This window comes from Geobacillus sp. C56-T2 (genome assembly GCF_007829715.1).
In the GTDB taxonomy this organism is placed as follows: Bacteria; Bacillota; Bacilli; order Bacillales; family Anoxybacillaceae; genus Geobacillus; species Geobacillus icigianus.
Genome location: NZ_VJWB01000001.1, coordinates 1,384,265 through 1,397,655, shown reverse-complemented (window position 1 = coordinate 1,397,655; position 13,391 = coordinate 1,384,265). Strand labels below are relative to the sequence as shown.

At 52.8% G+C, this 13,391-nt stretch carries 16 protein-coding genes; 3 read left to right on the top strand and 13 right to left on the bottom strand.

Features of this window, described 5'->3' with window-relative positions:
- Window positions 1-279: 279 nt before the first annotated feature.
- The 5 genes from GC56T2_RS07040 to GC56T2_RS07020 all read right to left on the bottom strand — a co-directional run bounded on the left by GC56T2_RS07040 (window position 280) and on the right by GC56T2_RS07020 (window position 4,282).
- A complete protein-coding gene (locus GC56T2_RS07040; RefSeq protein WP_144974055.1) occupies window positions 280-1,008 on the bottom strand; it encodes a 3'-5' exonuclease in 729 nt (242 codons plus the stop codon).
- Window positions 1,001-2,053 carry a DUF294 nucleotidyltransferase-like domain-containing protein gene (locus GC56T2_RS07035; protein WP_144974053.1) on the bottom strand — a complete coding sequence of 351 codons (1,053 nt, stop codon included), beginning with the start codon at window positions 2,051-2,053 and terminating at the stop codon, window positions 1,001-1,003. The genes GC56T2_RS07040 and GC56T2_RS07035 overlap by 8 nt, the downstream gene beginning before the upstream one ends.
- Before the next feature lie 18 nt (window positions 2,054-2,071).
- The gene (locus GC56T2_RS07030) at window positions 2,072-3,373 is read right to left on the bottom strand and encodes an ammonium transporter (protein ID WP_144974050.1); all 1,302 of its coding nucleotides are present in this window, start codon (window positions 3,371-3,373) and stop codon (window positions 2,072-2,074) included.
- 174 nt (window positions 3,374-3,547) lie between these two features.
- Window positions 3,548-3,955 carry a VWA-like domain-containing protein gene (locus tag GC56T2_RS07025; protein ID WP_033022695.1) on the bottom strand — a complete coding sequence of 136 codons (408 nt, stop codon included), beginning with the start codon at window positions 3,953-3,955 and terminating at the stop codon, window positions 3,548-3,550.
- Window positions 3,956-4,105: 150 nt separating this feature from the next.
- Entirely contained in the window at window positions 4,106-4,282 is a 177-nt protein-coding gene (locus GC56T2_RS07020; protein WP_144974048.1) for a YozQ family protein, read from the bottom strand.
- Between the two features lie 150 nt (window positions 4,283-4,432).
- Here GC56T2_RS07020 and GC56T2_RS18085 point away from each other — a divergent pair, with 150 nt between their 5' ends.
- A complete protein-coding gene (locus GC56T2_RS18085) occupies window positions 4,433-4,561 on the top strand; it encodes a hypothetical protein (RefSeq protein WP_255516038.1) in 129 nt (42 codons plus the stop codon).
- A 15-nt stretch (window positions 4,562-4,576) separates the two neighbouring features.
- Window positions 4,577-5,092 (top strand): YndM family protein, encoded by a 516-nt coding sequence (locus tag GC56T2_RS07015; protein WP_144974046.1) that lies wholly within the window; start codon window positions 4,577-4,579, stop codon window positions 5,090-5,092.
- A 230-nt stretch (window positions 5,093-5,322) separates the two neighbouring features.
- Here the strand turns inward: GC56T2_RS07015 and GC56T2_RS07010 are convergent, their stop codons facing one another.
- Window positions 5,323-6,513 carry a toxic anion resistance protein gene (locus GC56T2_RS07010; protein WP_033844009.1) on the bottom strand — a complete coding sequence of 397 codons (1,191 nt, stop codon included), beginning with the start codon at window positions 6,511-6,513 and terminating at the stop codon, window positions 5,323-5,325.
- Window positions 6,514-6,554: 41 nt separating this feature from the next.
- The gene (locus GC56T2_RS07005; RefSeq protein ID WP_144974044.1) at window positions 6,555-7,208 is read right to left on the bottom strand and encodes a 5-bromo-4-chloroindolyl phosphate hydrolysis family protein; all 654 of its coding nucleotides are present in this window, start codon (window positions 7,206-7,208) and stop codon (window positions 6,555-6,557) included.
- A 49-nt stretch (window positions 7,209-7,257) separates the two neighbouring features.
- Here GC56T2_RS07005 and GC56T2_RS07000 point away from each other — a divergent pair, with 49 nt between their 5' ends.
- Window positions 7,258-7,695 carry an SIMPL domain-containing protein gene (locus GC56T2_RS07000; protein WP_255516037.1) on the top strand — a complete coding sequence of 146 codons (438 nt, stop codon included), beginning with the start codon at window positions 7,258-7,260 and terminating at the stop codon, window positions 7,693-7,695.
- Here GC56T2_RS07000 and GC56T2_RS06995 read toward each other — a convergent pair.
- From GC56T2_RS06995 to GC56T2_RS06970, 6 genes are all read right to left on the bottom strand, one after another.
- Entirely contained in the window at window positions 7,685-8,419 is a 735-nt protein-coding gene (locus GC56T2_RS06995; protein ID WP_144974040.1) for a zinc ribbon domain-containing protein, read from the bottom strand. The genes GC56T2_RS07000 and GC56T2_RS06995 overlap by 11 nt on opposite strands.
- A 147-nt stretch (window positions 8,420-8,566) precedes the next feature.
- Complete coding sequence (locus GC56T2_RS06990; protein WP_144974038.1) at window positions 8,567-9,820, bottom strand: MDR family MFS transporter; 1,254 nt, start codon at window positions 9,818-9,820, stop codon at window positions 8,567-8,569.
- A gap of 197 nt (window positions 9,821-10,017) precedes the next feature.
- Entirely contained in the window at window positions 10,018-10,794 is a 777-nt protein-coding gene (locus GC56T2_RS06985; RefSeq protein WP_144974036.1) for a CAP domain-containing protein, read from the bottom strand.
- A gap of 451 nt (window positions 10,795-11,245) precedes the next feature.
- Window positions 11,246-11,596, bottom strand: a complete 351-nt coding sequence (locus tag GC56T2_RS06980) for a MurR/RpiR family transcriptional regulator (RefSeq protein WP_255516036.1) — start codon at window positions 11,594-11,596, stop codon at window positions 11,246-11,248.
- Complete coding sequence (locus GC56T2_RS06975) at window positions 11,554-11,790, bottom strand: hypothetical protein (protein WP_144974034.1); 237 nt, start codon at window positions 11,788-11,790, stop codon at window positions 11,554-11,556. Before GC56T2_RS06975 ends, GC56T2_RS06980 begins: the two co-directional genes overlap by 43 nt.
- A gap of 143 nt (window positions 11,791-11,933) precedes the next feature.
- Window positions 11,934-13,370 (bottom strand): NAD-dependent malic enzyme, encoded by a 1,437-nt coding sequence (locus GC56T2_RS06970; RefSeq protein WP_144974032.1) that lies wholly within the window; start codon window positions 13,368-13,370, stop codon window positions 11,934-11,936.
- Window positions 13,371-13,391: the final 21 nt, after the last annotated feature.

The window sequence follows — 13,391 nt, the reverse complement described above, 5'->3', positions numbered from 1 at the left end:
CAAGCACCAACCTCCAAGATCAGCTGATGAACCTCTCCCACCTACACATTGCTTAGAAGGCTCGTGAAAAAACGGCTGAGTTCCTTCATCCAATGGGAGAACACGTGAAAATCAGGATCGATACACCAAGGTTTTTCTAGTTGAGAAGTGACATTGCCAAGCTGGATCCAAGATTAAATTACCAGCCTCTTAGAGGTGGGAGACTTCGCGGTCAATGTGTTAAAACTCAAGTTCCCTTGTCAAAGATACTCCCCCAATGGCCTCTCGGCGCGGGCAACATCAACACCGGCTGAGCGCGGCGTACAAATCATGCAATGTTTCGATGCCGCGTTTACGCAGTTCGTCGAGCAAGATGACCCATAACTTCGCCATCGCTTCCACATCGCCGTCCGCCGTATGACGGCGCGGGCAGCGGATGCCATAACAGGCTAATGCATCGTCAAACGTCGGGCATGAATGGCCGATCAGCGTCATCATCGGCTGCAAGTCAAGAAAGCGCCCGCTCCATTTTTGCCGGTAATGGCGCCAAAGGGCATGGCGTAAAAACGCCAAGTCATGGCCAATGTGATAACCGAGGAGTACACCGGCGGCAATAAACGGCACAAACGTGCGCAGCGCCTCGGCAAGCGGCGGAGCGAACATGACATCCTTCGCCTCAATGCCGGTCAAGGCGGATATAGGTTCTGGAATGGGCTTTTCCGGCTTGACGAGCGTCATGTACGCATCCGTCACGATCCCTCCGACCGTTTTCGCCGCCGCCATGGCCAAAATTTCATCGCCTTGCTCCGGGGAAAAGCCGGTCGTTTCCAGATCGATGATGACAAACGGGATATCGATCAAACGGTCATGCCAATCGATGACGTGCTGTTTTTCCTTTTGCAGCGAGCGAAGCCACGATTCTTGTTGCCATGAATGGTCCTGTCCAAATAAGGCGGACGATGCCTCGCGCGGAACGCCGAGCGACAACATGCGGAGCGCCCGCTGCCAAAACCGGTGCCGCTCATGCATGAATGTTAGCCACCCGCCGGGCGACAAAGCGCTGCAATCGTTTAGCAGTGCGCATCGCTTGTTTCAGCCGCTTTTGTTCCATCCGCTCAAGCGCCCGCCATAACACGTATTCACGTCCGTCCCCCGCCTCAGTGCTGTACTTCAGGCGAATCGAATAGTAAACAGAAAGCGCCTCGTAAACGGCGTCGGAAAACGGCGCCGTCAACACGCCATTCGCTTCAAGCGCCCGCCGCCGCTCGGCTGTGCCCGCCGCCGGGACGTGCGCCAAACACGCCAACCATTTCAAAGCGTTGGTGAGCTGCACGTAACCGCCCTGTTTCATATGAACGGCCCCGCTGTACGGCCCCCATCGCTCCGTTTGCACGTTGCCCAACCAGCCGAGCGGAACCGGAGGAAACTGAACGTGCTCGCCCATGCGCGCCAACAGCAGCGGCCGTTCGGCCACCGCCGCAAACAGCGCCTTTCTTGCCGTCTCAGCCAATTCCGCTTCCCCATAAAGAGGCCGCATATCCATCGCAATCAACAAAAAACGAATGTCGTTCGGCCACCCGCTGTCCAAGTAGGAAACAAGCTGTTGCTCCCAACCGCGGACTGACTGCGCCCACCGCTTGTTCGTCGCCATCACGTAACCGGAACAGTACGGATACCCAGCCTCATGCAGCATGTCTACCCCGATCGTCGCCATATGGCGAATGAATTCATAACAAGCCGCTTCCTCGTTCTCAGGACAGTTGAATAAAATGCCGTGATCTTGATCCGTCCAAATCGTCGGCTCACACCGGCCGATGCTTCCCATCACATACCAGCACCACGCTGAGGGACGAACGCCGACCGACCGTTTCATCGTCTCCCGCTCCGCAAGGAAGAACGCGCGGCGAAGGATCGCTTCATGAACAGAAACGATGTCATTGGCGAGCTGACCCATTTGTTCACGTGCTGCATAGCGCCGCAGTTCGCGCGCCAGTTCATCGTGGCAAAAACGAAGTTCGGCGGCCGACTCGGCTCGGTTTAGCCGCTCGACCACCTTTGCCGCCAATAATTCCATCCACTTTTCCCCTCCCGGTTACTGCTGGGCGAGGGTTTTGGGCTGATACGCCGGATCGAGCTGTTCCGGATAGCCATACGAACCGTGCTCACTAATATCAAGACCGGAAATTTCTTGCTCCGCCGTAACACGCAGCCCGACCGTTTTCTTCATGGCATATAAGATGACAAACGAGACAGCCGCGACATACACCGCCGCACCGAGCACCCCGACCGTTTGCACAATCAGCTGATCGAATCCGCCGCCGTAAAACAGCCCAGCCTTCCCGATGCCCGTGATCTCGACTAAACGCGGCGAGGCGAAAAACCCGGTGGAAATCGTGCCGATGATGCCGGCGATCCCGTGGACAGAAAACGCGTAAAGCGGATCGTCAATCCCTTTGCGCTCAAAATAGATCGATGTCCAGAATGTCAACGCCCCGGCCACCGCACCGATCACCACCGCCGCCCACGGTTCGACGAACGCGCACGCGGCGGTAATGGCGACTAAAGCGGCGAGCACACCGTTCACCATCGCCGGAATGTCCGCTTTGCCAACCAAAATTTTCGCCGTCAAGATCGCGGCAACCGCCCCTGCCGCAGCAGCCAAATTCGTCGTCAGCGCCACATAGCCGAAAAATCCGTCGCCAACCGCCATCGTGCTGCCCGCGTTAAAACCAAACCAGCCGATCCATAAAATCAACCCACCGATGACCGTATATACTTGGTTATGCCCGGGGATCACGTTTGGCGTCCCATCTTTATTAAACTTGCCGATGCGCGGCCCAAGCAAAACCGTCGCCACGAGCGCCGCAATCGCTCCTTGCAGATGGACGACTGTTGAACCGGCAAAATCTTGCATTCCCATTTTTCCAAGCCAGCCGCCGCCCCACACCCAATGGCCGATCACGGGGTAAATGGCGATCGTAAAAATCGTCCCGAAAAGAAAATAAACAGACAGTTTCGCCCGCTCGGCAAAGCCGCCCCAAGCGATCGCCAGCGACACGCCGGCAAAGCCGAGTTGGAATAAAAATTTGAGCTCGAGCGGCACATTCGCCCACGATAACGAATCAAACGTTCCTTTTCCTTCTTTTAAAAACCATCCTTCCGTCCCGATGAAGCCATTCCCAGCCCCAAATGTAATCGCAAAGCCGAACGCCCAAAACGCCAATGATGCGAGGGCAAAACTTAAAATTTGTTTGCCGGCCACATGCCCGGAGTTTTTCATGCGCGTGGATCCGGCCTCAAGCAAAGCAAACCCTGCCTGCATGCCGATCACGAGCACCGCCGAGAGCATGACCCAGAGAGCATCGAGTCCGAGCGTCAACGTTTTTTCATCCATCGTGCACATCCCCCTCTGTAACTTTTCATAACTTTTATATGTAATAATATATAACATAATTCAACCGATAACAACGATCATTTTTTCTTGAAACCGGTTTCTGATAGAAAAAGTTTGTTAATTTTTTTAACAATAAAAGAATGCCCCTCATCACGAAGGGCATTCCTCACGGTGTTACGCCACACGAATCGGCTTGCCAAACGGCACGCGCGGCATATAATCGTCCGGCACAAGCCAAAACACTTCATAGTCGACTTCGAGTTCTTCATAAAAATAGCCGGTTACATCGGTAATGTAAAACAACGTATCAATTTTTTGCCTAGCGGCCCATTCCAGCACTTCGGTGTACGACGATTTCCCGTGCTTGAAATATTTGATCGTCGCCACGCCAACCGGAGAGACATCGCGAATTTTAAAATCCGCTTGGACGAGCAATGTGTCCGGACGCAGTTTTTCAAACAGGTTGACGATGTTTTGAATCAGCACCGGCCGCGCCGGACGGTTCGATGTATCAATCGCCAAGGCAATCGAATGGTCCTTCCGCTCCTTAAGCAACGACAACAATGCTCGCTGCCATCTCACGAGGATCATCCCCCTTATATCGGTGAATCGCCGTACGCACTACTAGTATAGACCGCCTTGGCGAAATGTACGAACTGTTTTTCTTTCCTGTTTTCCTTCCTTTTCTCAACCAAGCCGGCGATGGGCCCGCCGCAGTCAACCTCCGCCGCTTTACTCGGGCCGGGAGAAAGGAGTGTTCGCCTTTTTTCGGTCCGCCGCCTCGATCGTTCCTTCCATGTACACATCGCTGACTTGTTCATGCGTTTCCGCCAACGCAGCGTTAACAAGTGAAGCGGATGGGTCATCGTGGCGCTCGGCGACGTCGAGCGATCGTCTGTTTTCTGTCATCGTTGCTCCCTCCTTTCCGTTCATCACCTTCATTTTATTTATGTGGAACAAAGGGAAAAAGAAAAGAAGGAAGTTTATGGATGATACATGCATACATGGCGGCCCGCGCGACAAACTAATGATAAACGTTCACAGAGAGGATGATGACCAATGAAGCAGCCGAAACGAAACGACAGCTTAGAACAACAACAAAAAAAGCAGCAACCCGACAAAGAAATGGAAAAGCAACCGGGCTACGGCGATAAAAAACTAGAGGGCCCGAACTACCCGGCAGAATAAAGGCGGCAGGGCAAGATGAGACATTTGCTTGCGTTGACGCTCAAATTTTTGCTTACCGCGACGGTCATGTTCGCTATTTTGCCGCTGTTTTTGCGCATCTCATCAGCGGAAATATTGTCGTTCAGCCTCTGGCTAACGCTTGCCGCCTATGCGCTCGGCGACTTGTACCTTTTGCCGCGCCTTGGCAACGTTTCGGCAGCGATCGCCGATTTTGGCTTCGTCTTCGTTGCCGTCTGGATTGGCGTTGGCGTGTTTTACGACACCGCTGGCGGGGCGGTCGTAAACGCAGCGTTTTTCGCCGCGCTGCTTGCCGCGTTTGGCGAGCTGCTGTTGCACGCCTATGTTCTCCGGTTTGTCGTCGGCCAACACGGAGAGGAAGACGCGCCGCTTGCCGGCGGCCCGCGTTGGCAAACGGAAGCGGCGGAAGAGTTTGACGTCCGCGCCGCCCGCCCCGGCGATCAAGAAGGCACACAGGTGAAACAAGAAGGCGACCGGCAGGAACAAGAACCGCCCCATCCTCCTATTTTGTAAGCAGCGAACAGACGCCAAATAACCAATGCTCATCAGCGATGGCCGAACGGCGACCGATCTGTTCGTTTCTCCACCAAGCGGAACACTACAACAGCAAAAAAACGGGTGTCTTCTCGCTCGCGAGACACCCGTTTTACATATGATGATACTCACCCTAATCGCTTGTTTCCGCACTCAACGGGCCGCCCTCTGCCCGTTCGGCCAATGGCAAAAGAGCAACGGCGCCTTTTTTATTGTTCCGGCCGTTTCAGCGCCAGCAGCGTCTGCTTCAGTTCCGCTTCCATCGCTGCGAGTTCGCGTTCGGCCTGCTGCCGTTTCAACCGACCCTCGGCTTGAATTTTTAACGTTTCTTCGAGCGTGGCGATCAAGTTTTCTTGCGTTCGCTTCAATGTCTCGATGTCGAGAAGGCCGCGCTCGTTTTCCTTGGCGATTTCGATGCTGTTTGTTTTCAACATTTCCGAGTTGCGCAGCAACAGTTCGTTCGTCGTTTCGGCCACCCGCTTTTGCGCCTCTGCCGCTTTTTGTTGCCGGAAAAGGGTCAAGGCGATGACAATCTGATTTTTCCAAAGCGGGATCGCGTTTAAAATCGACGATTGGATGCGCTCGATCAATGTCTCATTCATATGTTGAATCATGCGGATTTGCGGCGCCGTTTGGATCGTCACTTGCCGGCTGAGCTTCAAGTCGTGCACCCGCTTCTCCAGCCGATCAGCGAACTGCCGCAAGTCCTGAACGTCTTGCCATGCCATTTGGTCGCCGGAGCGCTCAGCGGCCGCCTGCTTTTCGGGGATCGTTTTCGTCCGCAGCTCTGCAAGCTTATATTCGGCCGCCGCAATATAAATATTGAGCGCCTCAAAATAGTCTTTATTTTTCTCATAAAGCGTCTCGAGCATCATCACATCGCGCAGCAGTCCATGCCGATGTTTCTCAAGCTGGTCGGCGATTTTATCAATTTCGACGCCGATTTTTTGATATTTGGCGACCATGCCTTGCAGCGGTTTGGCCACCGTGCCAAACAGGCGCGACAGCCATCCTTTTTTCGCCGGCATGAGGTCATCCGGGTTGACCTCTTTAATTTTCGCCATCAGCTCGCTGATCACTTCGCCGATCGGGCCGGCATCTTTCGTCTGCACATGATGCAAAATCGTATGGGAAAACTTCGACAGTTCGGCTTGGGCTGCCACGCCATACTGTAAAATAGCTTGATGATTGGCCGGATCGATCTGTTTGGCAAGCGCCAACGCTTTTTCTCTATGTTCCGGCTTTAACGTCTCAAGCACACTGGCCGGCTTTTCCGCCTCTTCGGCGAACGGCGCCGCCGGAGAAGAAAACGGTCGAGCCAGCAGTTCATCGAGCACGCTTGTCCGTTCCTGTTCATGAGATAAGTCGATCCTGTCACGATTCCGTTCGTCCATCGTCATTCTCCTTTCGTTCGCGACAGCCGGTCAGCTCCCTTGTTTTGCTAACGCTTGAATTGCGGTTCTCCTTGCAGATAGCGGAGATGAAGCCGATCCGGCTGCTGGAGCGATTGCTCAAGCACTTTTGCTTCCGTCTGCAGCGACCAAACGTCGCCTGACAACACATCAAGCAGCTGCCGCTCCGCCGCTTCGGTCAGCTCGCTGAGCAACCGTTCCGTCTTCCGCAGCGCTTCCGTCATGTCGGCGCTTTGCACCGGTTGCCGCGACAAATATACGTATTTTTCGACCATCTCCACTGCCGTTGGCCATTCGTTTAAAAAAAACGGCTGAACAAGGCGGAGCTGATGCGGCTTTTGTTCGACGATGCGGATGAGCTGGTCAACGACCGCCCCTAACCGCGAGACGGTTTGCCACATCGCTACCGAGCGAAGCCGGTACCGAGCGCGGCGCAGCCGCTTCCATAACGCCCGCGCCTCGTGAAGCTGACTGCGGACGTAAGCCTGCTCCTCAACCGGCACACCGGCCACCAAGCGATGCCGCCTTTTCATGACGGCCGACACTCCCCACATCGCCGCCATTCCCGATACGAACGACGGCCAAAAGCGAAAATCAGCGGCGAAAAAAACGACAACAGCCGTCACAGCCCCAACATTCCACGAAACAAACCAACGCCATATCGTGCGAAACAATGGCTTCATGGTTCCATCCCTTTCTTCATCTTTTCTTCCATTATAGCATGTCCACATTTTGATACGCACAAGCTTTCCGGGAAGTTTCATCAAGCAAAGCCCCCCGGCCTTGTCCGGCTATGAGGTTGAACATTGGCTGCGCATCACCGTCCGCGACCCAAAAAAAGCCGGCTCCATTTACGAAACAGGTGTCACTCACGGGGCAAATCTGGCCCGCGGCTTGGAATTTCGGCTGGCAAACGAGCCGGTGTACTATCAACAGGCGCTCGCACGAGACGTCCACAATGCCAAAGAAAAAGCGCTGGCCATTGCCCGCGCTCTTGGCTTGCCGCTTTACGATCTACCCGTTGAGCTGAAAGAGGAGCCCGCCTCGCCGCCGACACCATACTCGCAAACGGCTGTTGCTGCTTTTTCCAAAGCGCCGCCCATCCAGACACAAGATGTGGCCATCTGTGCCTCCGTTAAAGCGATATTCGCCTATTCATTCATTTCGTGAGGTCGATTTCGCGAACGCGGGCCCCGCCGAACAACTCGACGCGGACCGTTTTCTTTTTCCCGTTTCGATCAACAACCGTGATCTCATACAAACCCGGCAAGCACGGGCCGATTTTTTGAACAAACGGGTCTTTCGTTGCTTCCCCCTTCATTGTCACTCCATTGACAACAAGCGTTACCTCAGGGTCATCGACGCGGACATGGAGAAAATAGAAAGCAGGCTCAAAAACGTACCGATCCCTAAAGGCATGGATCGCAAACACAGGGGGACGGGATGTCAGACCTTTGATGTATACATGCTCCCCCTTGCGCTGGTGGTCAAACTCTTTATCCAATTCATCATACGCTTCAGAATGCCGATCAAAGTAAGCGAATAAAGGCGCCAGCGTTTTTTCATTGATCGGCACCTCTTCATTCGTCACCCGCAGCATCCCCCGCAAGGCAGCTACATCATGATCGTCAATGGCATTTTTTAGCTGGCGAATGGCCATTTCACGGCTGGCCGCTGTTTTTAACGCGCCGTACCCGTTCCAAATCAACGTTCCTGCTCCCCAGGCGACAGCCAAAGCAAAAAACAGCCAGCTGAAGAAACGAACGGTTTTTTTTCTCTTTTCCCGGGACAACACATGCGCTTGCTGGCGTCTCGCATAACGCGCCAACGCCGCCGCGCCGTCTTTCCCGCTTCCCCCCTCAATTCTGTCCGGCTCAGACGTATACGGCTTCATGTTGCCTTCCCCTCTCCTTCTCTCTATCTAATTCCACTTTATGTAAGAGACAGGGAATCTATGTTACATGAACACCGATACGTTTTTTATTATAATGATCAATAAAAAAAACGGGTAGCCGTTTGCACAGTCCCGGCCACCCGGACATTAAGACAGCGAAGCACTGGATCGCTGCGCGGCTTGCCGAAACATCCAAGCATACAACCCCGCGCTGGCCAAAGCAAGCAAACCGAGACACGCAAACGTCCACGTATAGCCGATCCAAGTCACCGCCGCCAGCGACACCGGCGCCAGCATCCGACCGATCGTAAAGCGAAGGCTCGCCGCGGCAAAATATTGGCCGCGCATATCCCTAGGAGCTAGCTTCGACACAAACGCTTGCTGTAAACCGGCCGTCATCAGCTCAGCGAACGTAAACAGCGCCATCACCGCCATCAGCTCGATGATCGATGTAGCATGGCTAAACAACCACATCGTGACGCCGTATACCATTGACGAACCAATAAAGACCCATCGTTCATTGTAGCGTCCCATCCACCGCGTCACGATCACCGTGCCCAGGGCGACAAGCAACCCGTTTTCCGCAATCAACAACCCAAACGCTTGGGCCCCGTCCACCGTAAAACGCCCCCATACGGTTTCCTCTTTCATCATTTCTTTTGTATACACAGGAATCAATAAATCAAGTTGCATGAACGTTTGCGCCACCAATACCCCAGCAGCGATAAACAAGAAAAAAGTCCGGTCGCGGACGATCACAGCGTACTGCCGGATTTGTTCACGCCAAAACTGCGTCCATGACCTTGCTTTCTGGCTGGGCGCTGACAATGGCGCGGTTTCGCGCAACTGTTTCGCCAACAGCGTCGCCATCGCGAAACATGAGCCAGCAGTAGCCATTAGCAACGCAAACTGATGGTCCGCATAAAAGAGCCCCCCGATGGTGGGACCGATCACTACCGAAATGTTGACCGAGGTATAAAATACGGCAAACACATGACTCCGCTCTTGTTCCGGCACAACATCCGCCACCATCGCTTGGCTGGCCGGCCAATAAAACGCCCCGCAAATGCCGGCAAACGTAAAACAAAGAAACCCGACAAACGGCGACGACCACCATGGCGTGCTAGCCAAAGCAAAGAACAAAAACGCTGCCCCTTGCCCGTAGGCGGACAGCACCATCATCCGCTTGCGCCCGAACACATCGGCACAATAACCGCCGCACAAATTCGCCACAACAGAAAATAGCTGTGACACGATCAACAACACGCTCGCCGTTTCTTTGCCGAACGAATCGGCAAAGTAAATAGCCATAAACGGAAAAAACATCCAAAATGTCGTATTCATCAGCGCCTCGCCAAACAGGCGCACTTTCAAGTTGCGATCCCACTCACGTATTCGCATCCGCTGTCCCCCTAATCTTTCGTCTCTCAAACTTCTTTGGAAATTATATCATATTTTTATTGGAACGGTAGAAATAGTTTTCAAATAAAAGAATGACCCAAACGTTGTTTTCCTGAAACGAAACGCAACATACGGTTTTTGACCATAAGAAAAAGGTGCCCCATCCTTTTGGGACACCTTCGACTGACATGTATATCTTACTTGCGGATGAATTGCTGCGTCCAAATATAGCCGTTTTCTTCAAAACCAACGCCGATATGCGTAAAGTTTTTGTTCAAAATGTTTGCCCGATGGCCTTCGCTGTTCATCCACGCATTGACGACTTCTTGCGGGGTGCGTTGGCCTTTGGCAATGTTTTCCCCAGCGGCTGTGTACGAGATGCCAAATTTTTTCATCATCTCAAACGGGGAGCCATACGTCGGGCTGTTGTGCGAGAAGTAGTTGTTGACCGCCATATCGCGCGATTTTTCGCGAGCGACTTTGCTGAGGGCCAAGTCAACTTGAAGCGGCGGCAAGCCGTATTTCGCCCGTTCTTTGTTCGTCAGCTCAACAACTTGCTGCTCATAGGCGTTTAAGCCGGTTGTTTTTTGTGTGCCGGTCTTTGGTGCCGTGGCTGGCGTTTTCGCCGGCGCTTGCGTATTGGCTTGCGGTTTAGCCGCCGGCTGTTTGACCGTTGCTGGCGCTTGTGGTTTTGTCGTTGGCTGTTTTGCCACCGCCGTTGGCTGTTTTGCCGCCGTCGTTGGCTGTTTTGCTGCCGGTTGTTTTGTTACCGGCTTTACCGGTTGGAACGACACGAACGGGAAGTATTGCTTTACCCATTTCTCCACATCTTGAACGTTGGTCGCTGTATATTTTACTTGATATACGTTCGTCGTTGGGCACGTCGTCCCAGCCGCTTCCGTTTTCGTTGCCGCGAACGAAGCGCCGATGAGTGCGACCGAAGCGGCGATGGTTGCTACCATTTTTTTCTTCATGAGAATTCCTCCTTGTATCCTCTATTTAAAAGTCTCATAGATCTTGCGTCCATCTGACTACACAACGAGATTCGAAGGGAAACGATTTTCTTGTTCCCTTGCCTCGTCCCCATTATAGCACGGAGTTTTTGTAATATTTTTGGTCCAAAATGGAAAAATCAGCGCATTGGCAGCCTTCGGTAAAAAAGACGCTTGTTTTCATTGCCAAATCAACACTGATTGTTGGTGGCTGCAACAGTTGGAATAAACATCCTTTCACTAACATTTATTCCTTTTTTTCCTGTATCCCCCCAACCATCTATATTTTTCTTGCAAAAAAGGAGTTGACAGCCTCTCATTTCGGCCGTTTCGTTTAACAATTGTTACAGCTGTGTTACAAAACAGAAGAGAAACTCAATGTTTTGTTATAAAAAAAGAAGCTGCGGCGTTTCGCCCCAGCTTTGACGGTTATTCATGCTTTTGATCGACAATGAGTGCGGTTTGCACTTCGTTCGGCTTCGTCGATGAGCTGCTCATCGATCAACTTTTTTGTTTTTTCGATGACCGTTTTTCCGTCCGCCTTGATCGCCGTCTCATCCCGCTGCTCGAGCGCCAAAGCCGCCTTCAGTTCTGCAAACCCTTTATATCCTAATTTTTTGGCAAACCGGACGATCGTGTTCGGCACTGTATAAAGCGCTTCCGCCATTTTTTGAATCGGAATGTCGGCGATCTCCTCACGGTGTTTGATAATGTAATCGACAATTTGGTCATCCGTATCGTTCAGTTTATCGGCATACAGCCGCACCCGTTCGTCAAACCGCATCGGTCTCCATCCCCCACCGTCTTCTCGTTTGCTACTATTTTAGCAAGAACCGATGGCGGTTGGCTACAACGCTTGTTTCCGACTTTTTGAATGGCTTCACTTACTATATAAGCGGCTTTTTTTAGATTGCCCTTCTCATGTTTCAAAACGAGTTCCAAACGTTCGTTCACTTTTTGGAAATATTGATCGATCATCGCCCATTCACCCCTTAAGCGCTTGATTTTCTATCTCTAAACTAGATTTGGCCCCCAACAGCCGCGGTTGAAACGCTCCTGCAGCCAAAAAAACGGCTTCCTAATCAAAGGAAACCGTTCATCAGCTCGTTGTATTTGTTTCTTTATTGCCCTGTATACCCGCCAACCGGGATGTTGTCTTTCCGGGCAACGCCGGTGCGGTAAGCCGCTTCAATCACCGCCTGGCGGACGCGTTCCACGACTTTGCTGTTAAAGACGCTTGGAATGATATACGTTTCATTCAATTCGTCCTCGGTGACCACCGAAGCAATCGCTTTGGCAGCGGCGAGCTTCATTTCTTCGTTAATTTCTTTCGCCCGGCAGTCCAATGCACCGCGGAAGATGCCGGGGAAGCAAAGGACGTTGTTGATTTGGTTCGGATAGTCGGAACGTCCGGTCGCCATTACGCGCACGTGCGGCTCGGCCAGCTCTGGGTCGATTTCCGGAATCGGGTTGGCCATCGCGAACACGATCGGATCACGCGCCATTTTTTTCACGTCTTCGACTTTCAAAATGCCGGGGGCGGAAACGCCGATAAACACATCTGCGCCGGCGATCACATCCGACAAGCTTCCTTTCAGATTATCTGGATTCGTCATTTGCGCATATTCTTGCCAATACGGATTGTCGTACGTTTCGTCGCGGTGGATGGCGCCGTGGCGGTCCACCCCGATAATGTTGCGCACGCCAGCGGCAAGCAAAATTTTCGTACAAGCAATGCCGGCCGCGCCAATGCCGGTTAAGACGACCTTAATGTCTTCCAGCTTTTTATCAACAATTTTCAAGGCATTGAGCAATCCGGCGAGCAGCACGACCGCCGTGCCATGTTGATCATCATGGAACACCGGAATGTCCAACTCTTCTTTCAATCGCTTTTCAATTTCAAAACAACGCGGTGCCGAAATGTCTTCCAAGTTGATGCCGCCGAATGCCGGAGCGATCGCTTTCACAATTTGAATAATCTCTTCCGTGTCTTTCGTGTCCAAGCAAATCGGAAACGCATCGACACCGGCAAACTCCTTAAACAGCATCGCCTTCCCTTCCATGACCGGCATCGCCGCATACGGGCCGATGTCGCCAAGCCCGAGCACCGCTGTGCCATCCGAGACGACGGCGACCGTATTCCGTTTAATCGTCAGCGAATACGCTTTGCGCGGATCTTCAGCGATGGCCGTGCAAACGCGCGCCACGCCCGGCGTATACACCCGCGACAAATCATCGCGCGTTTTCACCGGAATTTTCGAGCTGGTTTCAATTTTTCCCCCGATATGCATCAAAAACGTGCGGTCGGAAACGTTCACAATTTTGACGCCCTGAATCCGTTTCAGCGCTTCGATGATCAAATCGCACTGCTTCGTATCAAGCGCACTGACGGTGATGTCGCGCACCGTATGGATTTTGCTTGATGAGATGACGTCAATCCCGACGATGTCTCCGCCCGCCTTGCCGATCGCCGCGGCGATATCGCTAAAAGAGACGCGGTCTTTTTCAAACTGAAGACGAATCGTAATGTTCATCGCTGCCCCGCCTGGTAATGCCATACCTATCGTCCTTCCTTTTCT